Consider the following 23,363-nt stretch of genomic DNA (forward strand, 5'->3'; position numbering starts at 1 on the left):
GACGTGGGAGGCGCCGTGCGGCGGACTCGATCGCTCAGGACACCGTTGCTGGCCGGGGACGGCCCGTTGGCTCGGATCCCCCCGGTACTGGTGTTCCTGCTGGTCATCGCCGTGTTCGTGACCGGGGTGCTGGTGCGCGGCGTGCTCGGTGCCGGGTTGCTGGCACTGCTCGCGGCCGGCGTCGGGGTGCTGTTGGCGACGACTTGGCCGGTGCTCGCGCCGGTGCAGCGGTTCGGTCGGGTGTTGGTGCTCGGCGTGCTCGTCGCGGTGGCCATTTCAGTGTTGTGACACGACCACTCACCGCACTGTCCACCGAAAACACCGGAAGCGCCTAAGATGAACACGGTAACCATCACCCGAAGGCCGTGGTCTCCGGGCAAACGGAAGGACCCGTCGACCGTGACCTCGGAAGCCGCGTCGCACGAGCTGCGGGTAGCCGCCGAGCAGCACGAACACTCGCCGGGACGGCCGGTGGTGCGCGCGTCGCACCGCAGGCCCGCCATGACCCTGACCGCGGCGGGCGACCTGCTGCGCGCGTTGGCCGCGCCGGTGCGCATCGCGATCGTGCTCGAACTGCGCGAGGCCGACCGGTGCGTGCACGAACTGGTCGAGGCGCTGAGCGTGGCGCAGCCGTTGATCAGCCAGCACCTGCGGGTGCTCAAGTCGGCGGGCGTCGTCTACGGGGAACGCCACGGCCGCGAGGTGGTGTACCGGCTCGTCGACGAGCACCTGTCGCATATCGTCGTGGACGCAGTTGCCCACGTTGAGGAAGGCGACCGGTGACGACCGAGCGAACGGCCTCGGCGACCGTGCCCGGAAGGCGCTCCACGCGTCAGCGCACGGCCGTCGCACAACTGCTCGACCAGCTCGACGAGTTCCGCTCGGCGCAAGAGCTGCACGAGGAGCTCCGCAAGCGGGGTGAGGGCATCGGGCTCACCACGGTCTACCGCACCCTCCAGTCCCTGGCGGACGCGGGCGAGATCGACGTCCTGCGCACCGACAGCGGCGAGGCGATCTACCGGCGGTGCTCCAGCCACCACCATCACCACCTCGTCTGCCGGTCCTGCGGGCACACGGTGGAGGTCGAGGGACCCGCCGTCGAACGGTGGGCCGACCGGGTGGCCGCGGAGAACGGCTTCTCGCAGATCAGCCACACCGTGGAGATCTTCGGCACCTGCGGCCGCTGCGCCTGACCCAACCGGGACGAACGCCGGGCAGTCGCCTGGAGCCTTCGTGGACAAGGTCGAAAACCGCTGGTACTGCGGTAAAGCACGGCTGTCGGGACAACTACCGCCCGATCTCAAGCCGCTCCCTCGATGGAGCGATTCGGGTAGGTCAACCTGAAACGAGACGTAGCGCTGACTCAGCCTGATCGGGGCGCACCGGGACTCGCTACTGCTCGTACGGGTTCTCCGGCTGGGTGATCTCCGCCAGACCGGCGACCGTCAGGGTCGGGATGTAGTCGGACTCCTTCGACGCCGATCCCGGGACCACCCGGCCGGTGATGTCCAGCCAGGTGTCGTTGGTGAGGCCCGCCGCCATGGGGCCGGTGAGTTTCACCTTGACCGGGAAGGCGTCCGCGGCGCAGCAGGCGATGGTGAGGCGGGCCAGGAAGGTGTCGGGGCCGTCGACCACGATGAAGCCGGTGAGCCGGACGTCGCGGTTGTCCAGGGAGTGGCCGGAGTCCCAGGCCGCTCGGGCGGCGAAGTCGCTCATCGCGACCGGGACCGGGTCGCCCGGTGCCAGCGGCGGGAACGCGGCCATGCCGTCGGTGCCCGAGGACCGGCTGGCGGCGGCGCGGTTGTCGCCGCGCATGACCGAGTCCGCGCCCAGGGCCGGTGGGGCGATCAGGAAGATCGCCAGCACCGGCAGCAGCAGCAACCACGCGCTGCGGGCCGGGTGGTGGTGTTCGCCGTGGTCATGTCCGTGGGGGTCGGCGGACGCGGGTGCGGCGGGGTCCTGGGCAACCACGGCGTCGGCTGCCGGGGTGCGCACGGTGGCTGAGACGGAGGCCGAACCGGTGGCGGAGACGGGGTTGTCCCCGCCGGGGTTCTCGAGGACGGGATCCGCGGCGGGGCGGGTGGCCAGCAGGTCGCGGGCGATCGAGATCGCCGCCAGCGTGACCATCACCAGGCCGCCGCCGATCAGCCACGGCTGGTGCGCCGGTTTGACGTACTGCAGGTAGGCGCCGGTGAAGCTGATCTTCAGCAGCGCGCCGCCCACCAGGACCAGCAGGATGTTCTGGGTCTCCCGCCTCATGCCGCGCCCCCGAGGAAGATCGCGCCCGCGCCGACCGCGCAGCCCACGGCCACCACGAGCGTCGCGGGGGCGAACCGGATCGCGAACGAGCGGCCGAAGGTGCCCGCCTGCAACGCGAACAGCTTCACGTCGATCGCCGGGCCGACGACCAGGAACACCAGTTTCGGCAGCAGCGGCATCCCCGAGATCGAGGCCGCCACGAACGCGTCCGCCTCGCTGCACAGGGCCAGCAGCACCGCCAGGGCGGCCATGACGATCACCCCGAGGACGATCTGCTCGCCCAGCGTGTTCACCCACTCGCGGGGGATGACCACGTTGAGCACCGCCGCGGTCAGGCCGCCGATGACCAGGAAGCCGCCCGCCTCGACCAGGTCGGCCCGGGAGGTCTCGAAGAACATCCGCCAGCGGGAGCGGCCGTCGAGCTCGGGCAGCCTGCGCAGGGCCCGCTCGATGATCCACTCGGTCTTGCCGAACCGGGCCCAGAGCCAGCCCATCGCGATCGCCGTCGCCAGCGAGCCGACCAGCCGGGCGGCGACCATGCCCGGGTTGTTCGGGAACGCGACGTTGGTCGCCACCAGCACGATCGGGTTCACCGCGGGCGCCGCCAGCAGGAACGCCAGGGCCACCGACGTGGGCACGCCCTGCTGCATCAGCCGCCGCGCGACCGGGACGGCCGCGCACTCGCAGGTCGGCAGCGCGACCCCGGCGACACCGGCGATCGGTACCGCCAGCGCCTGCCGCTTGGGCAGCAGCCGGTCCAGGGCCGAGGCGGGCACGAAGGCCGCGATCGCCCCGCTGATCAGCACGCCGAGGACCAGGAACGGCAGCGCCTGCGCGCAGACCGCCACGAAGATCGTCGCGCCGGTCTGGATCGCGGGCGCGTCCAGCCAGGACGCCAGCTGCCCCTGCGCCAGCAGCGCCACCACCAGCACCGCGCAGAGCACCTCCAGCGAGGTGATCCGCCGCTTGGGCTCGACCGGGGCCTCGACCGCAGGCGCGCTCATCGGCGCCGCCCCGACCGTGACTGTGCGCGCACGGGGCCGGACCCTCGGCGCGAGCGGGAGTACCTCATTCGCCGAATGATGCCGGCCCGTGGATCAGTTCGGGGACCCGTCAGTTGTACTTTGTTCAGCGGCCTTTCCCAGCAGCTCGACGCGCAGCTGGGAAGCGGTGGACACGACCAGCATCAGCAGTGTCCCCAATGCGGTGACGGCGAGTCCGTCGGCCGGGAACGCGTAGCGCAGCGTGACATCGAGTCCCCTTTCCGTGTGAACCACCCCCAGGGTGCCGAACAGGCCCTGCCCCGCGCGCTCGGCGGCGGAGACCGCCAGGCCGGGCTCGTCGGGCAGGTCCCAGGCCACCACGCAGGTGAGGCTGAGCACCGTGAGCCCCTCGGCGAGCTGCATCGCCTGCACCGCGCACGGGACGTCGCCGTGGCGGAAGGTGAGCGCCCCGTCGTCGTCGACGTGCACGTCGTGGAAGCTCTCCAACGCCTCGCGGGCGTTGCCGAGCAGGCTCGCCGTGTTGGCCGCCTCCGTGGTCATGCCGGTCCCTCCTGGTTGAGCCGCGCGGCGACCTCGGCGGAGTCGGCGGCCGCGCCGAACCGCCGGTCGCGCCGGGCGTAGGTCTCGACGGCGTCCCACAGGTGCAGGCGGTCGAAGTCGGGCCAGAGGTGGTCCTGGAAGACCAGCTCGGCGTAGGCGGACTGCCAGAGCATGAAGTTCGACGTGCGCTGCTCCCCCGACGGCCGGATGAACAGGTCCACGTCCGGCATCTCCGGCTGGTAGAGGTAGCGGGCGATGGTGCGCTCGTCCACCTTCTCGGGGTTGATCTTGCCCGCGGCGGCCAGCCGGGCGATCTCGCGGGCCGCGTCGCCGATCTCGGCGCGGCCGCCGTAGTTGATGCACATCGCCAGGTTGAGCACGTCGTTGCCCGCGGTGCGCTCCTCGGCGACCTCGAGCTCCTTGATCACGCTCTGCCACAGCCGCGGCCTGCGCCCGGCCCAGCGCACCCGCACGCCCATCTCGTCGAGCTCGTCGGTGCGCCGCCGGATGACGTCGCGGGAGAAGCCCATCAGGAACCGGACCTCGTCCGGGCTGCGCCGCCAGTTCTCGGTGGAGAAGGCGTAGAGCGAGAGCCACTTGACGCCCACCTCGATGCAGCCGCGGGCCGCCTCGACGACCTGGGCCTCGCCGCGCTTGTGGCCCTCGACCCGGGTGAGGCCGCGCTGGTTGGCCCAGCGCCCGTTGCCGTCCATCACGATGGCGACGTGCTTGGGCACGAACTCCAGCGGGATCGCGGGCGGCCGGGCGCCCGAGGGGTGCGGGTCCGGTGGCGCCACCGGCCGTCCAGCCTCGCGCCTGCCGGGCCGCCGCCGTCGCAGCATGGTTTCACGCACCTCCACCGGGATTCCGCCGAGCCGGTCGGCAATGCTACCCGGCCCGCCGGACCGACCCGGACAGTCCACAGTGGACGGTCTAGGCGGGGTCGTACGGGCGGCGCTCGACCAGCGGCAGCGAGCGCAGCTGGCGTTCCAGGTGCCACTGCAGCAGCGCCGCGACCAGGCCGCTCGCCTCGCGGCGGGAGGAGTCGGTGGCGCGCTCGGCGGTGTCCCAGCGGCCGTTGGCCAGCGCGTCCATCAGGGTGAGCACCTCGTACGCCGGGCTCGCCGAACCCGGTGGCTTGCAGCGCGGGCAGACCGAGCCGCCCGCGTTGACGTTGAAGGCGCGGTGCGGACCGGGGTCGCCGCAGCGGGCGCACTCGGTGATCGCGGGCGACCACCCCGCGAAGGCCAGCGCGCGGAGCAGGAACGCGTCCAGGACAAGGGAAGCGTCGCGTTGACCGTCGGCGAGCGCCCGGAGCGCACCGGCCACCAGGAGGTAGAGCCGGAACACCGGCTCGCCCTCTTCGGCGGACATCCGATCGGCGGTCTCCAGCACGGCGCAGCCCGCGGTGTAGCGCTGGTAGTCGTTGATGATGCCCGCGCCGAACGCGTCGAGGGTCTGCACCTGGGTGATCACGTCGAGCGTGCGGCCGGTGTAGAACTGCACGTCCACGTGGGCGAACGGCTCCACCCGGGCGCCCAGCCGGGAGGTGGTGCGGCGCACGCCCTTGGCCACCGCGCGCACCTTGCCGTGCTTCTGGGTGATCAGCGTGATGATCCGGTCGGCCTCGCCGAGCTTCTGCACGCGCAGCACTACGCCGGTGTCGCGGTACAGGCTCACCGGGTCATTGTCACACGGCCGGACAGCGCCTAGAACCCGAGCTTGCGCAGCTGCTTGGGGTCGCGCTGCCAGTCCTTGGCCACCTTGACGTGCAGGTCGAGGAAGACCTTGGTGCCCAGCAGCGCCTCGATCTGCTTGCGCGAGCTGGAGCCCACGTGCTTGAGCCGCTCGCCGCGGTGGCCGAGCACGATGCCCTTCTGGCTGGACCGCTCGACGTAGAGCAGCGCGTAGATGTTGAGCATGTCGTCGCGGCCCTCGCGCGGGCCCATCTCCTCGATGGTGACCGCGATGGAGTGCGGCAGCTCGTCGCGCACGCCCTCCAGGGCGGCCTCGCGGATCAGCTCGGCGACCAGGGTGGCCTCCGGCTCGTCGGTGAGCTCACCGCCGGGGTAGAGCTGCGGCCCCTCGGGCAGCCGGGCGACGAGCAGGTCGGTCAGGGTGGCCACCTGGAAGCCGTCGACGGCCGAGACCGGCACCAGCTCGGCGAACTCCATGACCTCCTGCAGCGCCAGCAGCTGCTCGCCCACCTGGTCCGGGGAGACCAGGTCGGTCTTGGTCACGATGCCGATGACCGGCGTGCGCTTGGCCACCTTGGTCAGCTCGGCGGCGATGAACCGGTCGCCGGGGCCGACCTTCTGGTCGGCGGGCACGCACAGCCCGATGACGTCCACTTCGGACCACGTCTCGCGCACGATGTCGTTGAGCCGCTGGCCGAGCAGGGTGCGCGGCCGGTGCAGGCCGGGGGTGTCGACGATGACGAGCTGGGCGTCGTCGCGGTGCACGATGCCGCGGATGGCGTGCCGCGTGGTCTGCGGCTTGCTGGAGGTGATCGCGACCTTGGTGCCGACGAGCGCGTTGGTGAGGGTGGACTTCCCGGCGTTCGGCCTGCCCACGAAACAGGCGAAACCGGAACGATGGCCTTCGGGGCTGCTGGTCACCGAGTCATTGTGCCTGGTGCTTGCGGGGCGGGCTGACGCGGTGCAGCTCCAGGGTCTCCGGCAGCGGCGCGACCCCGGGCCCGCCCGCGGCCAGCCACTGGTCGATGTCGTCGACCGCGGCGTCGGTGAGCACGAAGCCCAGCCACACCGGTTTGCTCCCCTTCGCCTGCACCACAACGACGTTGGAGGTCTCGCAGGTGTCCAGGCACTCGGCGACCCGGACGGTGGCGCCGTGCCGGGCGGCCAGCTCGCGGATGCGGGCGAGCTGGTGGCCGTGGTTGACCGTGGGGTGCTTCTTGACCGTCCCGCAGCAGCAGTCGCGGCAGACGGTGATCAGCGCGCTCACGTGAGCACGTCGACGACCGTGCCTGCGGTGTCGGCGCGCAGGACCGGCGCGCCCGCAGTGAGGTCACGGACAGCGGCGACGGACGCGGCGTCGAGTTCACCTGATTCAGTGACGACGGCGGCAGCCTCCAGCCCCTCGGCCCCGCTCGAGACAGCGGCCGCCACCGCGGCCTGCAACGCGGTGAGCCGCAGCGACGGCAGCGCGACGGTGGCCGCGGCGTAGGTGCGGCCGTCGGTGTCGCGGACCGCGGCGCCCTCGGCCGCGCCGGTCCGCGCCCGGCTGGACCGGGCCAGTGTGACGATCTTCGCGTCCTCCGGGTCGAGCTCAGCCACGCTCCCCGCTCCTCTCCCACTGCTGGTCGTCGGCGGTGACCGCGTCCGCGCGGACGAACTCCTCGGTCGGTCGCACGACCACCGAGGTGATCCGCACCCGGCCGCGGTTGTCCTTGCCGCCCTCGGCTCGGAACCGTAACCCGGTGATCACCGCTTCGGCACCCGGCAGTGGCACACGTCCCAGCCGCTGGGCGAGCAGGCCGCCGACGGTCTCCACGTCCTGGCCGTCGAGCTCCAGGCCGAACAGCGCGCCGAGGTCCTCCACCGGGAGCCGGGAACTGACCCGCACCGCTCCGTCGTCGAGGTGCTCGACCGGGGGACGCTCGTCGGTGTCGGACTCGTCGGTGATCTCCCCGACGATCTCCTCCAGGATGTCCTCGATCGTCAGCAGCCCGGCCGTGCCGCCGTACTCGTCGACGGCGATCGCCAGGTGGCTCTTGGACACCTGCATCTCGCGCAGCAGGTCGTCGAGCCGCTTGGTGTCCGGCACGAACGAGGCCGCCCCCATCACCTCGGACACCGCCTGCTGGGTGCCGTTCCCGACACTGCTCCCGGTGCTGTTCTCCAGGGCCGCGCGGACGAGGTCCTTCAGGTTGACCACGCCGACGATGTCGTCGACGCTCTCGCCGATCACCGGTATCCGCGTGTAGCCGGTGCGCAGCGACAGCGCCAGGGCCTGGCGCACCGTCTTGGCCTGCTCGATCCACACCATCTCGGTGCGCGGCACCATGACCTCGCGGGCGATCGTGCCGCGCAGCTCGAACACCGAGTGGATCATCTCGCGCTCGTCGGCGTCGACCACGCCGCGCTCCTCGGCCAGGTCGACCAGCTCGCGCAGCTCGACCTCGGAGGAGAACGGGCCCTCGCGGAAGCCCTTGCCCGGGGTGATCGCGTTGCCGACCAGGATCAGGAAGCGGGACAGCGGCCCGAGCACCGAGCCGAGCACCCGCACCGGACCGGCCGCGATGAGGCCGACGCCGTAGGGGTGCTGGCGGCCCACGGTGCGCGGGCCCACGCCCACCAGCACGTAGCAGACCACGATCATGCCCAGGGCCGCGGTGAGCCCGGCCAGCCAGCCGGGGCTCATCGACCGCATGCAGACCAGGGTGACCAGCACCGTCGCCGCCAGCTCGCAGCTCAGCCGCAGCAGGAGCAGCAGGTTGATGTGCCGGGGCCGCTCGGTGACCACCGCCAGCAGCTGCCGGGCGCCGGTGCGGCCCGCGCGGACCAGCCCCTCGACCCGGGCCTTGGAGACCGCCGAGAGCGCGGCGTCGGCCGCGGCGAAGGACCCGGCGGCCAGCACGAGCAGGACGGCGACGACGAGCAGACCGGCCGAATCGGCGGACACCTCTGATCAGCCCTCGGGGTTCTCGGTCTCGGCGAGCCCGACGGCACCGAGCAGCCTGTCGTCCTCCACCCGCTGCGCGGCCCGGCGCTTGGCGTCGGCGGCGGCGGTGCGGAAGTCGGCGAGGATGCGCTTCTGCAGCGTGAACATCTCGCGCTCCTCGGCGGGCTCGGCGTGGTCGTAGCCGAGCAGGTGCAGCACACCGTGCACGGTGAGCAGGTGCAGCTCGTCGATCAGGCTGTGCCCGGCGGTGCGGGCCTGGTCCTTGGCGAAGGCCGGGCACAGCACGATGTCGCCGAGCAGCGCCGGACCGGACTCCGAGGCGTCCGGGCGGCGCGCGGAGTCCAGCTCGTCCATCGGGAAGGCCATCACGTCGGTGGGACCGGGCAGGTCCATCCACCGCTCGTGCAGGTCGGCCATCACGTCCAGTTCGACGAGCAGCACGGACAGCTCGGCGAGCTTGCTGACGTTCATGCGGTCCAGCGCGAACCGGGCGGCCGAGACGATCGACGCCTCGTCGACCGCCACCCCCGACTCGTTGGCGATCTCGATGCTCACCGCGCCATTGTCCCTGGTCGCCCTAGCGGCCCTGTCGCCTGCCCCCGGCGCGCACCGGGCCGGGGCGGGCGGCCTCGGCGTCCTCCTGCACGACCTGCCAGCGCTCGTAGGCCTCGACGATCGCGCCGACCAGGCTGTGCCGGACCACGTCGCTGCTGGTCAGCTGGGCGAAGTGCACGTCGTCGACGTCGCCGAGGATCTCCCGGACCACCCGCAGGCCGCTGCGCTGCCCACCGGGCAGGTCGACCTGGGTGATGTCGCCGGTGACCACGATCTTGGAACCGAACCCCAGCCGGGTGAGGAACATCTTCATCTGTTCGGGCGTGGTGTTCTGCGCCTCGTCCAGGATGATGAACGCGTCGTTGAGCGTGCGACCGCGCATGTACGCCAGCGGGGCGACCTCGATCGTGCCCGCCTGCATCAGCCGCGGGATCGCCTCGGGGTCGATCATGTCGTGCAGCGCGTCGTAGAGCGGGCGCAGGTACGGGTCGATCTTGTCGAACAGCGTGCCGGGCAGGAAGCCCAGCCGCTCGCCCGCCTCGACCGCGGGCCGGGTCAGGATGATCCGGCTGACCTGCTTGGCCTGCAGCGCCTGCACCGCCTTGGCCATCGCCAGGTACGTCTTGCCGGTGCCCGCCGGGCCGATGCCGAAGACGATGGTGTTGGCGTCGATGGCGTCGACGTAGTGCTTCTGGTTGAGCGTCTTGGGCCGGATCGTGCGGCCGCGGCCGGACAGGATGTCCAGGCTCAGCACCTCGGCGGGCGACTCGACGGTGCCCGCGGAGAGCATGGCCACCGTGCGCCGGACGGTGTCCGGGCCGACCTGCTGGCCGCGGCCCGCGAGGGTGACCAGCTCGGCGAAGACCCGCTCGGCGAAGGCCACGTCGGCCGGGGCGCCGGACAGGGTGACCTCGTTGCCGCGCACGTGCACGTCGGCGTCGAGCAGGTCCTCGGCCAAGCGGAGGTTCTCGTCGCGCGAGCCCAGCAGGCCCAGCGCGGCACCCTCGGGAATGGCGAACCGGGACTGGGCGTCCGCGGTCTGAGCGGCAGGGGAACGGGGGTGTCCCCCCGGTGCGGTACCCGTCACGTGCGCTCGGTCCTGCCTTCTCTGCTGTTGGCCCGACTGCCGTTGAGACCTGACTGCCGTCGCGCGGTTCTCTGAGCTGGTAGCCCTGATGCTAGTCCTCGCCACCGACGGTGCGCACCGGAGAAACCTCAGCGACCGAAGCCTGCGAGCTGCTCGCCACCGAGCACGTGCAGGTGCGCGTGGAAGACGGTGCGGCAGGCGTCGTCACCGGTGTTGAACACGAACCGGTAGCCGGACTCGTCGATCCCCTCGACCCGCGCGACCTCGGCGCCCGCCAGGAGAACCTCGGCGAGCAGCTTCGGGTCGCCCGCGAGTTCACGGGCGTCCTCGTGGTGCTCGCGCGGAACGACGAGAACGTGCACGCGCGACTGGGGGTTGATGTCGCGGAAGCAGTAAACGGTGTCGTTCTGGTAGACGACCGTCGAGGGGATGTCACCGGCGATGATCTTGCAGAAGAGGCAGTCCGAGGCGCTCATGGACGCAGATTAGTGGCCTCACCCACCAGCAAGCCCATTTGGTGCCAAGCCATCGGTCGCAGACCCGGTGCGAGGGCCACCAGGCCCGAGCGAACAAGCTCATTCTTTGCGCACTCGATGTGAGGGCCGCCAGGCCCGACTGAAACCAACTCATCGGTTGCGCACTCGATGTGAGGGCCGCGAGGCCCGAGCGAACCACGCTGGAACCGCCGCCGAACGCACCGTGGGGGTCCGGGGGCTCGGCCCCCGGGAAGACACGCGTCCCCTCGGCGAAGAAGCGGAGCTTCGACGACGGGGCAGGAAGCCGCGCGGGCGGTGAAGCCTGGGGGTCGCCCCACCGCCTCGCGCGGCGCCGCCGGACCGAGGGGGGAGGTGTCCGGCGGTAGTCGAGTGAATGCGCTTCGGATAACTTGAAACGCTTTGCGGATATAGATTAAACCTTGGGATGGGCTAGCGCCAGCGTGCTGTGAGCGCACCCAACGCGCCCAGCGCGACCGCGGCGGCCGTGGAAGTGCGCAGAACGGACGGTCCGAGTCGAACCGGCCTGGCACCGGCCTGTTCAAGGGCTCGCAGCTCTTCCTCGGTGATCCCGCCCTCTGGCCCGACCACCACCACAAGATCACCCGATTCGGGTAACGGGACCTCGGCCAGACGGGTGGCGAGACCGGCTTCCAGCACGAGCGCCAGCGCACTCACCTGCACGAGCGCCAGCAAACCGGGCAGCCCCACCGGTTCGGCCACCTCCGGCACCCAGGGGCGCCGGGCCTGCTTGGCCGCCGCCCGCGCGGTGGCGCGCCACCGCTCCAGCGCCTTGGCGCCGCGCGGGCCGTCGTCCCACTTCGCCACGCACCGCGCGGCGCGCCACGGCACCACCGCGTCGACGCCCGCCTCGGTGGCCAGCTCCACCGCGAGCTCGCCGCGGTCGCCCTTGGCCAGTGCCTGCACCACGACCACGCGCGGCGACGGCGGGGGCTCTTCCCACCGGTCGACGACCGCCAACTCCAGCGAGTCCTTGCCCGCCACCGAGACCGCGCAGCGGGCGACCCGGCCGCGGCCGTCGGAGACCAGCAGCTCCTCGCCGACGCGCAGCCTGCGCACGGCCGCGGCGTGCCTGCCCTCCGGGCCGTCGAGGGTGAACCCGGCCCCCTCGGGCAGCGCGTCGACCAGGAACAGCGCCAGGGTCATCGGGTGTGGCGCGACCGCAGCCGGGAGAACAGCCCGCCCGCGCGGCCGTTGGCCGAGGCCAGCGTGTGCTCCTCCTCGCCGCGCAGGACCGCCAGCTCGCGCAGCAGCTCGGTCTGCCGGGCGTCGAGCCGGGTCGGGACCTCGACCTCGATGTGCACGTGCAGGTCGCCGCGGCCGTCGACCCGGCCGGTGGAGCGCAGCCGGGGCAGGCCGCGACCGGACATGACCAGCTCGGTCTCGGGCTGGGTGCCCGGCTCCAGCTCCAGCTCGACCGGACCGTCGAGGGTGTCCAGCGGCAGCACCGCGCCCAGGGCGGCGGTGGTCATCGGCACCCGCAGCGTGCAGTGCAGGTCGGCGCCCGCCCGCTCGAAGGTGGCGTGCTGCAGCTCTTCGACCTCGACGTAGAGGTCGCCCGCCGGGCCACCGCCCGGACCGACCTCGCCCTGGCCGGACAGGCGCACGCGCATGCCGTCGGCGACTCCCGGCGGGATCTTCGCGGTGATCGTCCGCCGGGCGCGCACCCGCCCCTCGCCCGCGCACTGGCTGCACGGCTCGGGGATGACCTCGCCCAGACCGCGGCAGGTCGGGCAGGCGCGCGCGGTGACGACCTGGCCGAGGAACGAGCGCTGCACCGACTGCACCTCGCCGCGGCCGCCGCAGGTGTCGCAGGTGATCGGCGACGAGCCCTTCGCGCACCCCGAGCCGCGGCACAGGTCGCACAGGATGGCGGTCTCCACCGCGATCTCCCGGCTGACGCCGGTGGCGCACTCCTCGAGGGTCATCTGGATGCGCAGCAGCGCGTCCGAGCCCGGCTGCACCCGGCTGCGCGGGCCGCGAGCCCCACCGCCACCGCCTGCCGCGCCGAAGAAGGCGTCCATGATGTCGCCCAGGCCGAAACCCGCGCCGCCGAACGGGTCGCGGCCGCCGCCACCGCCCGCGGGGGTGCCCAGCGGGTCGCCGCCCAGGTCGACGATCTTGCGCTTCTGCGGGTCCGAGAGGACCTCGTAGGCGGCGGTGACCTCGCGGAAGCGGGCCTGCGCGGCCTCGTCCGGGTTCACGTCCGGGTGCAGTTCACGCGCCAGCTTGCGGTACGCGCGCTTGATCTCCTCAGAGGTCGCGTCCTGCCGCACCCCGAGAGTGCCGTAGTAGTCCCTCGCCACCGTGTCCAGTCCTCCTGCCCCGGGTGCACCCCGGGGACACGTTGTTGCCTGTAGAGCGCTGCCTGTCGAGCGACGTTGCCCGTGACCCTCTTACTGACCGAGGATCTCTCCGACGTAGTTGGCCACCGCGCGCACCGCGGCGATGTTGGTGGGGTAGTCCATCCTGGTCGGCCCCACGACCCCCATGCCACCCAGCAGGGTCGCACGGGTGCCGTAGCCGATGGAGACCACCGACGTGCTGCGCATCTCCTCGGCCTCGTTCTCCTCGCCGATGCGCACCGTGATGGTCCCCGGGTCGGCCGTGGCGGCCAGCAGCTTGAGCACCACGACCTGCTCCTCCAGCGCCTCGAGCACCTGGCGCAGCGAGTTCGGGAAGTCCGCGGCGCTGCGGGTCAGGTTGGCGGTACCGCCAAGCACCAGCCGCTCCTCGGGGTGCTCGACCAGCGACTCGACCAGCACGGTGGCCACCCGGGTCATGATCTCGCGCAGCTCGCTCGGCGCGCTCTCGGGCAGCTCGGCGACGCTGGCCGCGGCGTCGGTGAGCCGCTTGCCCGCCAGGGTCGAGTTGAGCACCCCGCGCAGCCGGGACAGCGACTCGTCGGTGATCACGTCGCCGAGGTCGACCATCCGCTGGTCCACCCGGCCGGTGTCGGTGATCAGCACCATCATCAGCCGGGCCGGGGTGATGCCGACCAGCTCGACGTGCCGGACCGTCGAGGTGGTCAGCGTCGGGTACTGGATCACCGCGACCTGCCGGGTCAGCTGGGCCAGCAGCCGGACGCTGCGGCGCATCACGTCGTCGAGGTCGATCGCGCCCTCGAGGAAGGACTGGATGGCCCGGCGCTCGGCCGAGCTGAGCGGCTTGACCTCGCTGAGCCGGTCGACGAAGAGCCGGTAGCCCTTGTCGGTGGGGATGCGGCCCGCGCTGGTGTGCGGCTGGGTGATGTAGCCGTCCTCCTCCAGCGAGGCCATGTCGTTGCGCACCGTGGCACTGGAGACGCCGAGGTTGTGCCGCTCCACGATCGCCTTGGAGGCCACCGGTTCGTGGTTGCTGACGTAGTCGGCGACGATGGCCCGCAGCACCTCGAACCGGCGTTCGTCGGCGTTGACCACCGGCCACCTCCCTCATCCGTGCGCACCCACCCAGCGGAGCCACCGCCGAGTTTACGGAGCGCGGCGGGTGCTCGGACGATTCGGGCGCGGTTCAGCCCGCGCGACCCGCCTGCTCCTGGTTGCGCAGCGCCGCCGAGGCTGCGATCCGGATGATCGGGTCGTCGTGGCCTGCGGCGTCGAGGATGATCTCGGTGGAGCGCGGGCCGCCGATCACGCTGGCCAGGTAGACGGCCTTGCAGGCGAGCACGGTGTCGGCGTGGGTGGCCAGTTCGGCCAGGTGCGGCAGGGCGGCCGGGCCGAGCTCGGCGGCGTCGGTGAAGTCGACGTCGGCGCTGTCCAGGAGTTGTCGTAGGTCCTGCAGGGTGACCGGCATCGGGCGACTCCCTCGGGGTGGGGGCAGGGGGGATGCCAACAAGAGGACGGGCGGCGCGGCCAGATACGCCGTACGGCGAATCCGGGTCGAAGGTCCCGGCTCAGGCGTCCAGGGCGGCGGTCAGCAAGGAGATGTCCGCGGCGTCCTTGGCGCGGCGGCGCGTGCCCGGGACCCACTCCGGCATCATCCGCTTGATCTCCACCTGGGCCCGCGGGTGCACCACGCGGCACCGGATCCCGTGCAGCTCGACCGGCGGCCAGTCGAGCAGGTCGAGCGGCCAGGGTTCGCCCGCGTAGGGCCCGGCCGGGACGACCGGCGCCCCCGCGGGATCGCGGCCCAGCAGCGCGATGCCGTGCTCGACGTCACCGCGGACCAGGTCGACCTGCTGGTCGCGCGGGACCTTGTCGAGGTGCGCGTAGCCGAGGTCCAGCAGGGCCGCGACGAGGCGGTCGGCGTGCTCGGTGTGGGCGAACCAGTCGACGTCGAGGTGCGGGCGGGTGACCCGGCCGAGGAAGAAGTCCACCGCCCAGCCGCCGCGCAGCCACACCGGCACGTCGAGCCACTCGGCGAGGTCCACGACCTCGGCGATGGCGGTGAGCTGGTCGTCCACACCCGGATCATGGCGCGCCCGGCGGCGCGGGCACCACGGGATTTCCGGTCCGCACCGCTGCGGGCGACCACGGCCTACACGGTGATCGGCACCTTCTCCGCCCCGCGCAGGTTGATCCGGCCGTTCCAGACCACCTGGCCGGCCAGGGCCAGGTCCGGGAAGCGCTGGACGAGCCCGCCGATGGCGACGCGGCCCTCCAACCTGGCCAGGGCGGCGCCCAGGCAGTGGTGCGGGCCCGCGCCGAAGGAGACGTGGTTGCGGGCGTTGGCGCGGTCGAGCCGGAGCTCGGCGGCGTCGGGTCCCCAGAACCGCTCGTCGGTGTTGGCCGCGGCGAGGTTGGCGATCACGAAGGTGCCCGCCGGGATCTCCCGGCCGCCGACCTCGAACGGCGCCACGGTGATCCGCCTGCTCGACTGCACCGGGCTGTCGAAGCGCAGCAGCTCCTCCACGGCGTTGCCGACCAGCTCCGGGTCGGCCCGCAGCGCGGCGAGCTGGTCGGGGTTGCGCAGCAGGGCGACCACGCCGTTGGAGACCAGGTTCACCGTGGTCTCGTGGCCGGCGACGTAGAGCAGCACGACCTGGGCGACGAGTTCGTCGTCGGTGAGCTTGTCGCCCTCGCTCTCGGCCTGGACCAGCGCGGTCAGCAGGTCGTCGGCGGGGTGCGCGCGCTTCCAGGCGATCACCTCGCGGACCAGCGCGCTCAGCTCGTGGTCGGCGTCGCGGATCCGCCGGGCCAGCTCGACGTCGGTCAGCGGCTCCAGCGAGCGGACCAGCAACCCGCTGAGCGCCCGGACCCGGTCGGCGTCGGTGGGCGGCATGCCGAGCATCTCGTTGATCACCGTGAACGGCAGCGGGAACGCCAGCTCCTCCACCAGGTCTCCCCCACCCTGGGCGGCGAGGGTGTCGAGCGCGCCGTCGACCAGCTCGGTGACCCGCGGCTCCAGGGCGGCGATCGCGCGCGGGGTGAACACCTTGGCCACCAGGCCGCGCAGGCGGGTGTGGTCGGGCGGGTCGCGGTCGATCATCGAGCGGCCGCCGCTGCGCCACGGCTCGGAGCCGACGGCGTCCTGGATGGCGTCCCTGGTCGGGTTCGGCGCGAGGTGGCGGGTCTCGGCGGACAGGCCCGCGCGCAGGACGGTGGTGACGTCCGCGTGCCGGGACAGCACCCAGAACCCCAACGGGTGATCTTGGACCGGGTTGGTGTCCCGCAGCTCCCGGTAGTGCGGGTACGGGTTGTCGGTGAACCCCGGCGCGAACGGGTTGAACAACACCGCTGACATGCACGTCACCTGCCCTGTGTTGGTTACATACGCAGTGTATGTCAGTAGGGTCCCAGCCTATGTCCGCCGTCAAGAGCCGCCGGGAGCAGTACTCCGACGCGACGCGCGCGGCCCTGGTCGCCGCCGCCACCGTTCGCTTCGCCACCGACGGCTTCCGCGCTACCGGCCTGGAGGACGTCGCCGCCGACATCCAGGCCACCCGGGGCGCGGTCTACCACCACTTCAGCAGCAAGAAGGCGCTGTTCGGGGCGGTGCTCGACGAGCTGGAGGTGCAGGCGACCGCGCGGATCGGCGGCGCGTACGCCACCGCGCCCGGCTCGTGGGCGGGGGCGATGGCGGCGCTGGAGGCGTTCCTGGACCAGTGCGTCGACCCGGTCTACAGCCGGGTCGTCTGGCTGGAGGGCCCGATCGCGCTGGGCTGGCACGACTGGCACGCGGTCGAGGCCAAGTACGCGCACGGCACCATCGAGGGCATCCTGCGCGACCTGCTGGCCGCCGGGCGGATCGACCCGCTGCCGCTGCTGGTGACCACCGAGGTCACCTTCTGCGCGATGGGCGCCGCGGGCCACGGCCTCGCGCACGCCGCGCCCGCCGACCAGCCCCGGCTGCGCGCGGAGTACGGCGAGGTCATCCGCCGGATGGTCGCCGGGTTGCTGCCCGGCTCAGGTGAGCCTGCGGACGACCGCGTCGGCCAGCAGGCGGCCCCGTGAGGTGAGCACGCAGCGGCCCGCGGCGAGGGCGGGTCCGTCGAGCAGGCCGTCGTGGACGGCGGCCGCGGCCTCGGTGGCCGCGGGCGCGTCGAGCGCGTCAACCGGTAGCCCCTCGGCGAGCCGCAGTTCCAGCAGGACCCGCTCGATCCGCTGGTCGTCGCGGGTGAGCACCTCGCGCCCCACCGCGGGGGAGAGCCCGTCGGCGAGCGTGGCCGCGTACTTGGCCGGGTGCTTGACGTTCCACCACCGCACGCCACCGACGTGGCTGTGCGCGCCAGGGCCCGCGCCCCACCAGTCGCCGCCGAGCCAGTAGCCCAGGTTGTGCCTGCACCTGGCGGCGTCGGAGGCGGCCCAGTTGGACACCTCGTACCAGGTCAGCCCGGCCGCGGTGAGCGCGGCGTCGACCTGCTCGTACCGGTCGGCGAGCACGTCGTCGTCGGGCATAGGCAGCTCGCCGCGGCGGACCCGCCGGGCCAGCGCGGTGCCCTCCTCGACGATCAGCGCGTAGGCGGACACGTGGTCCACCCCCGCTTCCAGCACCGCGTCCAGGGAGGCGGCGAGGTCCTCGGGGCGCTCCCCCGGCGTGCCGTAGATCAGGTCCAGGTTGACGTGCCCGATGCCCGCCGCGCGCGCCTCCCGGGCGGCCTCGACCGCGCGGCCGGGGGTGTGGGTGCGGTTGAGCACCGCCAGCACGTGCCGGGCGGCGGACTGCATGCCCAGCGACACTCGGGTGTAGCCCGCCTCGGCCAGCCCGGCGAAGAACGCGGTGGAGGTCGACTCCGGGTTGGACTCGGTGGTCACCTCGGCGCCCGGGGCCAGGCCGAACGTGGCGCGCACCACGTCGAGCACCTCGGCCAGGCCGTCCGCGCCGAGCAGCGAGGGCGTGCCGCCGCCGACGAACAGGGTGTCCACCCGCGGCGCCGATCCCAACACGTGGGCGGCCAGGTCGAGCTCGCGGCGCAGGCCCTCGAGCCAGGAGGCGGGCGAGGCGGAGCTGCCCAGCTCACCCGGGGTGTAGGTGTTGAAGTCGCAGTACCCGCAGCGGGTGGCGCAGAACGGCACGTGGACGTAGACGCCGAACGGGCGGGTGCCCAACCCGGCCAGCGCCGCCGGGGGCAGCGCGCCGTCGGTCGGTGCCGGTTCACCCGTTGGGAATGTGGAGGCCACGCGGACCATCCTCGCAGGTCGGCGACGGCACTTCGACCACGCGGGCGCAAGCCCCGGGCGCCCCGTCCCAGCATGCGGATGGCGATGGACCACACCGTGGACGCGTGGCACGCTGAGCCCCATGTCCGCGACTGTGGTCTTCCTGGTGGCCCGCCGCCACGTGGACTTCCAGCGCGTGTCCAGCGCGATGTGCCGTCAGCCCAGCTGACCGCCGTCGCCCAGTCGCATTCAGCCGGCGTCGAGCGCGCCGCCTGATCCCCCGCAACGTCGCCGGGGTTCCCCGCGGTGCGCCCGAGCGCCCCGACCCCGGAGGAACCACCGGTGTCTCCCACCACACCCCCCAGCGAGTCCCCGGCCAAGCGCCCGCCCGCGCGCCGGGGCGAGGGCCAATGGGCGCTCGGCTACCGCGAGCCGCTGAATCCGAACGAGCGGTCCAAGCGCGACGACAACCCGCTGAACGTGCGGGAGCGCATCGAGAACATCTACGCCAAGGGTGGGTTCGACAGCATCGACCCGGGTGACCTGCGGGGCCGGTTCCGCTGGTTCGGGCTCTACACCCAGCGCAAGCCGGGCATCGACGGCGGCCGCACGGCCACGCTGGAGCCCGAGGAGCTCGACGACGAGTACTTCATGCTGCGCATCCGCATCGACGGCGGCGCGGTCACCACCGAGCAGCTCACCGTGATCGGCGAGGTGTCGCAGACCTACGCGCGCGACACCGCCGACATCACCGACCGGCAGAACATCCAGTACCACTGGATCCGGGTCGAGGACATGCCGACCATCTGGGCCAAGCTGGAGGGCGCGGGCCTGACCACGATGGAGGCCTGCGGCGACAGCCCCCGGGTCATCCTGGGCTCGCCGGTCGCGGGCATCGCCCAGGACGAGGTGATCGACGGGACGCCCGCGATCGACGAGATCAAGCGCCGGTTCATCGGCGACAAGGCGTTCTCGAACCTGCCGCGCAAGTTCAAGTCGGCGGTCTCCGGGCTGCCCGACATCGCCCACGAGATCCACGACATCGCCTTCGTCGGCGTGGTGCACCCCGAGCACGGCCCCGGCTTCGACGTCTGGGTCGGCGGTGGCCTGTCCACCAACCCGATGATCGGCCAGCGGCTCGGCGCCTGGGTGCCGGTCGAGGAGGTCGCCGACGTCTACGGCGCGGTGATCAGCGTGTTCCGCGACTACGGCTACCGCAGGCTGCGGCACCGGGCGCGGATCAAGTTCCTGGTCAAGGACTGGGGCGCGGCCAAGTTCCGCGAGGTCATGGAGGAGAAGTACCTGGGGCGCAAGCTGATCGACGGCCCGGCGCCCGAGGTGCCCGCGACGCCGTACGACCACATCGGCGTGCACCGGCAGCGCGACGGCAAGTTCTACGTCGGCGTCGCGCCGGTGGCGGGCCGGGTGTCCGGCTCGGTGCTGGTCGAGGTGGCCAAGGCCGCCGAGCGGGCGGGCTCGACCCGGGTGCGGTTCACCCCGCAGCAGAAGCTCGTGGTGCTCGACGTGGCCGAGGACGAGGTGGCCGGGCTGCGGCTGGAGCTGGCCAAGCTGGGCCTGGCGAGCGACCCGTCGCCCTGGCGGCGCGGCGTGATGGCCTGCACCGGTATCGAGTTCTGCAAGCTCGCCATCGTCGAGACCAAGGCCCGCGCGCTGGACCTGGTCACCAAGCTCGAGCTGGACCTCACCGACATCACCGCGGCGGTCACCGCGCCGATCTCGGTGCACATCAACGGGTGCCCGAATTCGTGCGCCCGGATCCAAACCGCGGATATCGGGCTCAAGGGACAGATCGTCACCGATGACGCGGGCAACCAGGTCGAGGGTTTCCAGGTGCACCTGGGCGGTGGTCTCGGCCTGGACGCCGGGTTCGGCCGCAAGCTGCGCGGGCACAAGGTCACCAGCGCTGAGCTGCCCGAGTACGTGGAGCGGGTGGTCCGCAACTACGTGGCCAAGCGGGAATCGGACGAGCGATTCCCACAATGGGTCGCGCGCGCGGAAGAAAATGATCTGCGATGAGCCGCGCAACTCCCTTCTATTGCCCTTACTGTGGAGACGAGGACCTGCGCCCACAGGAAGAGCCGCACGCGGCTTGGCTCTGCACGGGCTGCCGGCGGGTTTTCACTGTGAAGTTCGTGGGACTCAATCTCACCAACTCGACAGGGGAAGCGAGCCGATGAGCACGACAATGCAGGACTTGGCGCGGCGGGCCGAGGCGGAACTGGCCGGTGCCAGTGCCGCCGAGGCCCTGGCCTGGACCGCGGCGACGTTCGGCGAGCGGTTCATCGTCGCCTCCAACATGCAGGACGCCGTCCTGATCGACCTGGCCTACCGGGCCAAGCGCGACATAGACGTTTTGTTCCTGGAGACCGGTTACCATTTCCCAGAAACGATAGGCACGCGCGACGCGGTGGCCGTCGTCTATCCCGAGGTGCGCATCGTCAATGCGGCGGCCACGCGGTCGGTGGCCGACCAAGAGGCGGAGTTCGGGCTGCTGAACAAGACCGATCCGGCGCAGTGCTGTTTCCTGCGCAAGGTGGTGCCGCTGCGCGAGACCCTGTCGAACTACGACGCCTGGGTGACCGGCGTGCGGCGGGTGGACGCGCCGACGCGGGCGGACACCCCGATCGTGCAGTGGGACGAGCGCAACGGCCTGGTGAAGGTCAACCCGATCGCGCCGTGGACGGACGAGGAGTTCAACCACTACATCGGCGAGCACGGGATCTTGGAGAATCCGTTGGTGCAGTTGGGTTACCCGTCGATCGGGTGCGCGCCGTGCACCGCCAAGCCGCTGCCGGGCCAGGACGCCCGCAGCGGCCGCTGGGCTGGACAGTCCAAGACCGAGTGCGGATTGCACGGGTGAGGAACGCGATGGATCCGACGACACCGATCACACTGGCCACACTGGACGCCAGTCCACTCGACGCCCTGGACCGCCTCGAGTCCGAGGCGGTCCACATCTTCCGCGAGGTCGCGGGGGAGTTCGACCGACCGGTGATCCTGTTCTCCGGCGGCAAGGACTCCACAGTACTGCTTCACTTGGCGGTCAAGGCGTTTTGGCCCGCACCCGTCCCATTCCCGCTACTGCACGTGGACACCGGGCACAACCTGGCGGAGGTCATCGAGTTCCGCGACCACACCGTCGAGCGCTACGGCCTGCGGCTGGTGGTGGCCAGCGTGCAGGACTTCATCGACGACGGCAGGCTCGACGAGCGTCCGGACGGGACGCGAAACCCCTTGCAGACCGTGCCCCTGCTGGACTCCATCACCTCGAACAAGTTCGACGCGGTGTTCGGCGGCGGGCGGCGCGACGAGGAGCGGGCCCGCGCGAAAGAAAGAATTTTCAGTCTACGCAATGCGTTCGGCCAGTGGGACCCGAGACGCCAGCGTCCCGAACTGTGGAACCTCTATAACGGAAGGCACCGCGCCGGCGAACACGTTCGTGTGTTCCCGCTGTCCAACTGGACCGAACTCGACGTCTGGCGCTACATCCAGCGCGAGCGGATCGAGCTGCCCTCGATCTACTTCGCGCACCGGCGCGAGGTCTTCCAGCGCGACGGCATGTGGCTCACCGCGGGTCCGTGGTTCGGCCCGCGGTCCGACGAGCCGGTGCAGGAGCTGACGATCCGGTACCGGACCGTCGGCGACGGGTCGTGCACCGGCGCGGTGCTGTCCGAGGCGTCCGATCTCGACCAGGTGATCGCCGAGGTGTCGGCGAGCCGGTTGACCGAGCGCGGGGCGACCCGGGCCGACGACCGGCTCTCCGAGGCCGCCATGGAAGACCGCAAGCGGGAGGGCTACTTCTGATGGGCAGCTCCACACGGCTCGACCTGCTCCGGCTCGCGACCGCGGGCAGCGTCGACGACGGCAAGTCCACCCTGGTGGGCAGGCTGCTCTACGACACCAAGTCGGTGCTCGCCGACACCCTGGACGCGGTCCACCGCGCCAGCGTCGACAAGGGATTGTCCACTCCGGACCTGTCGCTGCTGGTCGACGGCCTGCGCTCGGAGCGCGAGCAGGGCATCACCATCGACGTGGCCTACCGCTACTTCGCCACGCCGAACCGCTCGTTCGTGCTCGCCGACACCCCCGGGCACGTGCAGTACACCCGCAACACGGTGACCGGCGCGTCCACCGCGCAGCTGGCCGTGCTGCTGGTCGACGCGCGCAAGGGGGTGCTGGAGCAGACCCGCAGGCACGCCGCGGTGCTGGCCCTGCTCGGCGTGCCGCGGCTGGTGCTGGCGGTCAACAAGATCGACCTGATCGACTACGACGAGTCCACCTTCGAGGTGATCGCCAAGGAGTTCGTCGACCACGCCACCGCGCTGGGCTACCCGATCGGCTCGGTGCTGTCCATCCCGGTCTCCGCGCTCGTCGGTGACAACGTGGTGGACCGGTCCGCGCACACCCCCTGGTACGTCGGCCCGACACTGCTCGAGCACCTGGAGACGGTGCCGGTCGAGCCGGACCCGCACGACGCGCCGTTCCGGTTCCCCGTGCAGTACGTCATCCGCACCAACACCGCGGAGTTCACCGACTACCGCGGCTACGCGGGCCAGGTCGCCGCGGGCACGGTGCGCCCGGGCGACGAGGTCGTGGTGCTGCCCGCCGGGCTGCGCACGACCGTCGAGCGGATCGACACCCCCGCGGGCGGGCTGCCCGAGGCGGAGGCGGGCCGCTCGGTCACCCTGGTGCTGGCCGACGAGATCGACATCTCCCGCGGCGACCTGATCGCCGCCGCGGCCGGCGCCCCCGCGGCCGTCGACGAGTTCGACGCCACGGTGGCCTGGCTGGCCGACAAGCCGCTGCGCCCCGGCGCCCGCGTGCTGGTCAAGCACGGTGCCCGGACGGTGCAGGCGATCGTCGGCGAGCTCAGCTCGCGCTTCGACGAGCAGAAGCTCACCTCCGTGCCCGACCCAGACTCCCTGGGCCTCAACGACATCGGCCGGGTGCGCGTGCGCACGGCCGAACCGCTGCCGGTCGACGACTACGCGGTCAACCGGCGCACCGGCGCGTTCCTGGTGATCGACGCGGGGGACGGGTCCACCCTCGCCGCCGGTCTCGTCGGAGCGGGTCTGCAGGTCTTGGAGACGGACCGCGGCGGTACCGGTGGCGCGCAGGCCCCCACCGGTACCCCTGACCTCGTGTCACCCGGCCCGTGATCGTCCCCCGATAGTCCCCACATCCCCGAGAGGCCCTTGTC

Annotated in this window: 29 protein-coding genes; 10 read left to right on the top strand and 19 right to left on the bottom strand. The window is 71.9% G+C overall.

All coding sequences use genetic code 11. The annotated features are described in order from the left end of the window. Window positions 1–15 precede the first annotated feature (15 nt). Genes QSK30_RS15820 through QSK30_RS15830 form a run of 3 tightly spaced genes read left to right on the top strand, consistent with a single transcriptional unit; the run spans window position 16 to window position 1,193 of the window. Window positions 16–288, top strand: coding sequence for a DUF6703 family protein (locus QSK30_RS15820; protein ID WP_285503539.1), 273 nt, complete (start codon window positions 16–18; stop codon window positions 286–288). A gap of 48 nt (window positions 289–336) precedes the next feature. Continuing rightward, window positions 337–783 (top strand): ArsR/SmtB family transcription factor, encoded by a 447-nt coding sequence (locus tag QSK30_RS15825; protein ID WP_502871841.1) that lies wholly within the window; start codon window positions 337–339, stop codon window positions 781–783. Continuing rightward, entirely contained in the window at window positions 780–1,193 is a 414-nt protein-coding gene (locus QSK30_RS15830; protein WP_285503543.1) for a Fur family transcriptional regulator, read from the top strand. The genes QSK30_RS15825 and QSK30_RS15830 overlap by 4 nt, the downstream gene beginning before the upstream one ends. A 199-nt stretch (window positions 1,194–1,392) precedes the next feature. Here QSK30_RS15830 and QSK30_RS15835 read toward each other — a convergent pair whose 3' ends face one another. The 18 genes from QSK30_RS15835 to QSK30_RS15920 form a co-directional block, all read right to left on the bottom strand. Then, window positions 1,393–2,259 carry a TIGR03943 family putative permease subunit gene (locus QSK30_RS15835; protein WP_285503544.1) on the bottom strand — a complete coding sequence of 289 codons (867 nt, stop codon included), beginning with the start codon at window positions 2,257–2,259 and terminating at the stop codon, window positions 1,393–1,395. Next, window positions 2,256–3,263: a permease gene (locus QSK30_RS15840; RefSeq protein ID WP_285503546.1), complete on the bottom strand. Its 1,008-nt coding sequence runs from the start codon at window positions 3,261–3,263 to the stop codon at window positions 2,256–2,258. The genes QSK30_RS15835 and QSK30_RS15840 overlap by 4 nt, the downstream gene beginning before the upstream one ends. Before the next feature lie 93 nt (window positions 3,264–3,356). Further along, window positions 3,357–3,803 carry a hypothetical protein gene (locus QSK30_RS15845; RefSeq protein WP_285503548.1) on the bottom strand — a complete coding sequence of 149 codons (447 nt, stop codon included), beginning with the start codon at window positions 3,801–3,803 and terminating at the stop codon, window positions 3,357–3,359. Beyond that, window positions 3,800–4,645, bottom strand: a complete 846-nt coding sequence (locus QSK30_RS15850; protein WP_285503550.1) for an isoprenyl transferase — start codon at window positions 4,643–4,645, stop codon at window positions 3,800–3,802. Before QSK30_RS15850 ends, QSK30_RS15845 begins: the two co-directional genes overlap by 4 nt. Before the next feature lie 91 nt (window positions 4,646–4,736). After that, on the bottom strand, window positions 4,737–5,483 hold the full coding sequence (gene recO, locus QSK30_RS15855) for a DNA repair protein RecO (protein WP_285503551.1): 747 nt from the start codon (window positions 5,481–5,483) through the stop codon (window positions 4,737–4,739). Window positions 5,484–5,512: 29 nt separating this feature from the next. Continuing rightward, a complete protein-coding gene (gene era / locus QSK30_RS15860) occupies window positions 5,513–6,421 on the bottom strand; it encodes a GTPase Era (protein WP_285503552.1) in 909 nt (302 codons plus the stop codon). Window positions 6,422–6,425: 4 nt separating this feature from the next. Further along, on the bottom strand, window positions 6,426–6,767 hold the full coding sequence (locus QSK30_RS15865) for a (2Fe-2S) ferredoxin domain-containing protein (protein ID WP_285503554.1): 342 nt from the start codon (window positions 6,765–6,767) through the stop codon (window positions 6,426–6,428). Further along, the gene (locus QSK30_RS15870) at window positions 6,764–7,099 is read right to left on the bottom strand and encodes a cytidine deaminase-like protein (protein ID WP_285503555.1); all 336 of its coding nucleotides are present in this window, start codon (window positions 7,097–7,099) and stop codon (window positions 6,764–6,766) included. The genes QSK30_RS15865 and QSK30_RS15870 overlap by 4 nt, the downstream gene beginning before the upstream one ends. Next, entirely contained in the window at window positions 7,092–8,447 is a 1,356-nt protein-coding gene (locus QSK30_RS15875; RefSeq protein WP_285503556.1) for a hemolysin family protein, read from the bottom strand. Before QSK30_RS15875 ends, QSK30_RS15870 begins: the two co-directional genes overlap by 8 nt. Before the next feature lie 6 nt (window positions 8,448–8,453). After that, window positions 8,454–9,002: an rRNA maturation RNase YbeY gene (gene ybeY, locus QSK30_RS15880; RefSeq protein ID WP_285503557.1), complete on the bottom strand. Its 549-nt coding sequence runs from the start codon at window positions 9,000–9,002 to the stop codon at window positions 8,454–8,456. Between the two features lie 22 nt (window positions 9,003–9,024). Further along, complete coding sequence (locus QSK30_RS15885) at window positions 9,025–10,089, bottom strand: PhoH family protein (protein WP_285503558.1); 1,065 nt, start codon at window positions 10,087–10,089, stop codon at window positions 9,025–9,027. A 128-nt stretch (window positions 10,090–10,217) separates the two neighbouring features. Continuing rightward, window positions 10,218–10,565, bottom strand: coding sequence for a histidine triad nucleotide-binding protein (locus QSK30_RS15890; RefSeq protein ID WP_285503560.1), 348 nt, complete (start codon window positions 10,563–10,565; stop codon window positions 10,218–10,220). 450 nt (window positions 10,566–11,015) lie between these two features. Then, complete coding sequence (locus QSK30_RS15895; RefSeq protein ID WP_285503561.1) at window positions 11,016–11,750, bottom strand: 16S rRNA (uracil(1498)-N(3))-methyltransferase; 735 nt, start codon at window positions 11,748–11,750, stop codon at window positions 11,016–11,018. After that, window positions 11,747–12,910: a molecular chaperone DnaJ gene (gene dnaJ / locus QSK30_RS15900; protein WP_285503563.1), complete on the bottom strand. Its 1,164-nt coding sequence runs from the start codon at window positions 12,908–12,910 to the stop codon at window positions 11,747–11,749. Before dnaJ ends, QSK30_RS15895 begins: the two co-directional genes overlap by 4 nt. Window positions 12,911–13,000: 90 nt before the next feature. Beyond that, entirely contained in the window at window positions 13,001–14,023 is a 1,023-nt protein-coding gene (hrcA, locus tag QSK30_RS15905; protein WP_285503565.1) for a heat-inducible transcriptional repressor HrcA, read from the bottom strand. A 91-nt stretch (window positions 14,024–14,114) separates the two neighbouring features. Then, window positions 14,115–14,396 (bottom strand): HEAT repeat domain-containing protein, encoded by a 282-nt coding sequence (locus QSK30_RS15910; protein WP_285503567.1) that lies wholly within the window; start codon window positions 14,394–14,396, stop codon window positions 14,115–14,117. 100 nt (window positions 14,397–14,496) lie between these two features. Then, window positions 14,497–15,006, bottom strand: a complete 510-nt coding sequence (locus QSK30_RS15915) for a nucleotidyltransferase domain-containing protein (RefSeq protein ID WP_285503568.1) — start codon at window positions 15,004–15,006, stop codon at window positions 14,497–14,499. A gap of 74 nt (window positions 15,007–15,080) precedes the next feature. Then, window positions 15,081–16,286, bottom strand: coding sequence for a cytochrome P450 (locus QSK30_RS15920; RefSeq protein ID WP_285503570.1), 1,206 nt, complete (start codon window positions 16,284–16,286; stop codon window positions 15,081–15,083). 59 nt (window positions 16,287–16,345) lie between these two features. On the opposite strand from QSK30_RS15920, the gene QSK30_RS15925 reads away from it, so the two are divergent. Next, a complete protein-coding gene (locus QSK30_RS15925) occupies window positions 16,346–16,996 on the top strand; it encodes a TetR/AcrR family transcriptional regulator (RefSeq protein ID WP_285503571.1) in 651 nt (216 codons plus the stop codon). Here the strand turns inward: QSK30_RS15925 and hemW are convergent. Further along, window positions 16,949–18,163 carry a radical SAM family heme chaperone HemW gene (gene hemW / locus QSK30_RS15930; RefSeq protein ID WP_285503573.1) on the bottom strand — a complete coding sequence of 405 codons (1,215 nt, stop codon included), beginning with the start codon at window positions 18,161–18,163 and terminating at the stop codon, window positions 16,949–16,951. The two genes, QSK30_RS15925 and hemW, sit on opposite strands and share 48 nt — an antisense overlap. A 121-nt stretch (window positions 18,164–18,284) precedes the next feature. Between hemW and QSK30_RS36885 the strand changes: the two genes are divergently transcribed. From QSK30_RS36885 to QSK30_RS15955, 6 genes are all read left to right on the top strand, one after another. Next, on the top strand, window positions 18,285–18,371 hold the full coding sequence (locus tag QSK30_RS36885) for a putative leader peptide (RefSeq protein WP_352231580.1): 87 nt from the start codon (window positions 18,285–18,287) through the stop codon (window positions 18,369–18,371). Window positions 18,372–18,484: 113 nt separating this feature from the next. Beyond that, complete coding sequence (locus QSK30_RS15935) at window positions 18,485–20,179, top strand: nitrite/sulfite reductase (protein WP_285503574.1); 1,695 nt, start codon at window positions 18,485–18,487, stop codon at window positions 20,177–20,179. Further along, entirely contained in the window at window positions 20,176–20,340 is a 165-nt protein-coding gene (locus QSK30_RS15940) for an Insertion element protein (protein WP_285503576.1), read from the top strand. The genes QSK30_RS15935 and QSK30_RS15940 overlap by 4 nt, the downstream gene beginning before the upstream one ends. Beyond that, window positions 20,337–21,023, top strand: a complete 687-nt coding sequence (locus QSK30_RS15945; protein WP_285503578.1) for a phosphoadenylyl-sulfate reductase — start codon at window positions 20,337–20,339, stop codon at window positions 21,021–21,023. The genes QSK30_RS15940 and QSK30_RS15945 overlap by 4 nt, the downstream gene beginning before the upstream one ends. 8 nt (window positions 21,024–21,031) lie before the next feature. Beyond that, the gene (gene cysD / locus QSK30_RS15950; protein WP_285503579.1) at window positions 21,032–21,967 is read left to right on the top strand and encodes a sulfate adenylyltransferase subunit CysD; all 936 of its coding nucleotides are present in this window, start codon (window positions 21,032–21,034) and stop codon (window positions 21,965–21,967) included. After that, on the top strand, window positions 21,967–23,322 hold the full coding sequence (locus QSK30_RS15955; RefSeq protein WP_285503580.1) for a sulfate adenylyltransferase subunit 1: 1,356 nt from the start codon (window positions 21,967–21,969) through the stop codon (window positions 23,320–23,322). The genes cysD and QSK30_RS15955 overlap by 1 nt, the downstream gene beginning before the upstream one ends. Window positions 23,323–23,363: the final 41 nt, after the last annotated feature.

The organism is Actinokineospora sp. NBRC 105648 (genome assembly GCF_030269645.1).
Lineage (GTDB): Bacteria > Actinomycetota > Actinomycetes > Mycobacteriales > Pseudonocardiaceae > Actinokineospora.

Bases quoted from the DNA above. Each gene is read 5' to 3' on its own strand.
- QSK30_RS15825 (WP_502871841.1), top strand. From the start codon at position 337: ATGAACACGGTAACCATCACCCGAAGGCCGTGGTCTCCGGGCAAACGG.
- QSK30_RS15835 (WP_285503544.1), bottom strand. From the start codon at position 2,259: ATGAGGCGGGAGACCCAGAACATCCTGCTGGTCCTGGTGGGCGGCGCG.
- QSK30_RS15840 (WP_285503546.1), bottom strand. From the start codon at position 3,263: ATGAGCGCGCCTGCGGTCGAGGCCCCGGTCGAGCCCAAGCGGCGGATC.
- QSK30_RS15845 (WP_285503548.1), bottom strand. From the start codon at position 3,803: ATGACCACGGAGGCGGCCAACACGGCGAGCCTGCTCGGCAACGCCCGC.
- QSK30_RS15850 (WP_285503550.1), bottom strand. From the start codon at position 4,645: ATGCTGCGACGGCGGCGGCCCGGCAGGCGCGAGGCTGGACGGCCGGTG.
- QSK30_RS15890 (WP_285503560.1), bottom strand. From the start codon at position 10,565: ATGAGCGCCTCGGACTGCCTCTTCTGCAAGATCATCGCCGGTGACATC.
- QSK30_RS15895 (WP_285503561.1), bottom strand. From the start codon at position 11,750: ATGACCCTGGCGCTGTTCCTGGTCGACGCGCTGCCCGAGGGGGCCGGG.
- QSK30_RS15910 (WP_285503567.1), bottom strand. From the start codon at position 14,396: ATGCCGGTCACCCTGCAGGACCTACGACAACTCCTGGACAGCGCCGAC.
- QSK30_RS15920 (WP_285503570.1), bottom strand. From the start codon at position 16,286: ATGTCAGCGGTGTTGTTCAACCCGTTCGCGCCGGGGTTCACCGACAAC.
- QSK30_RS15925 (WP_285503571.1), top strand. From the start codon at position 16,346: ATGTCCGCCGTCAAGAGCCGCCGGGAGCAGTACTCCGACGCGACGCGC.
- QSK30_RS36885 (WP_352231580.1), top strand. From the start codon at position 18,285: ATGTCCGCGACTGTGGTCTTCCTGGTGGCCCGCCGCCACGTGGACTTC.
- QSK30_RS15940 (WP_285503576.1), top strand. From the start codon at position 20,176: ATGAGCCGCGCAACTCCCTTCTATTGCCCTTACTGTGGAGACGAGGAC.
- QSK30_RS15945 (WP_285503578.1), top strand. From the start codon at position 20,337: ATGAGCACGACAATGCAGGACTTGGCGCGGCGGGCCGAGGCGGAACTG.
- cysD (WP_285503579.1), top strand. From the start codon at position 21,032: ATGGATCCGACGACACCGATCACACTGGCCACACTGGACGCCAGTCCA.
- QSK30_RS15955 (WP_285503580.1), top strand. From the start codon at position 21,967: ATGGGCAGCTCCACACGGCTCGACCTGCTCCGGCTCGCGACCGCGGGC.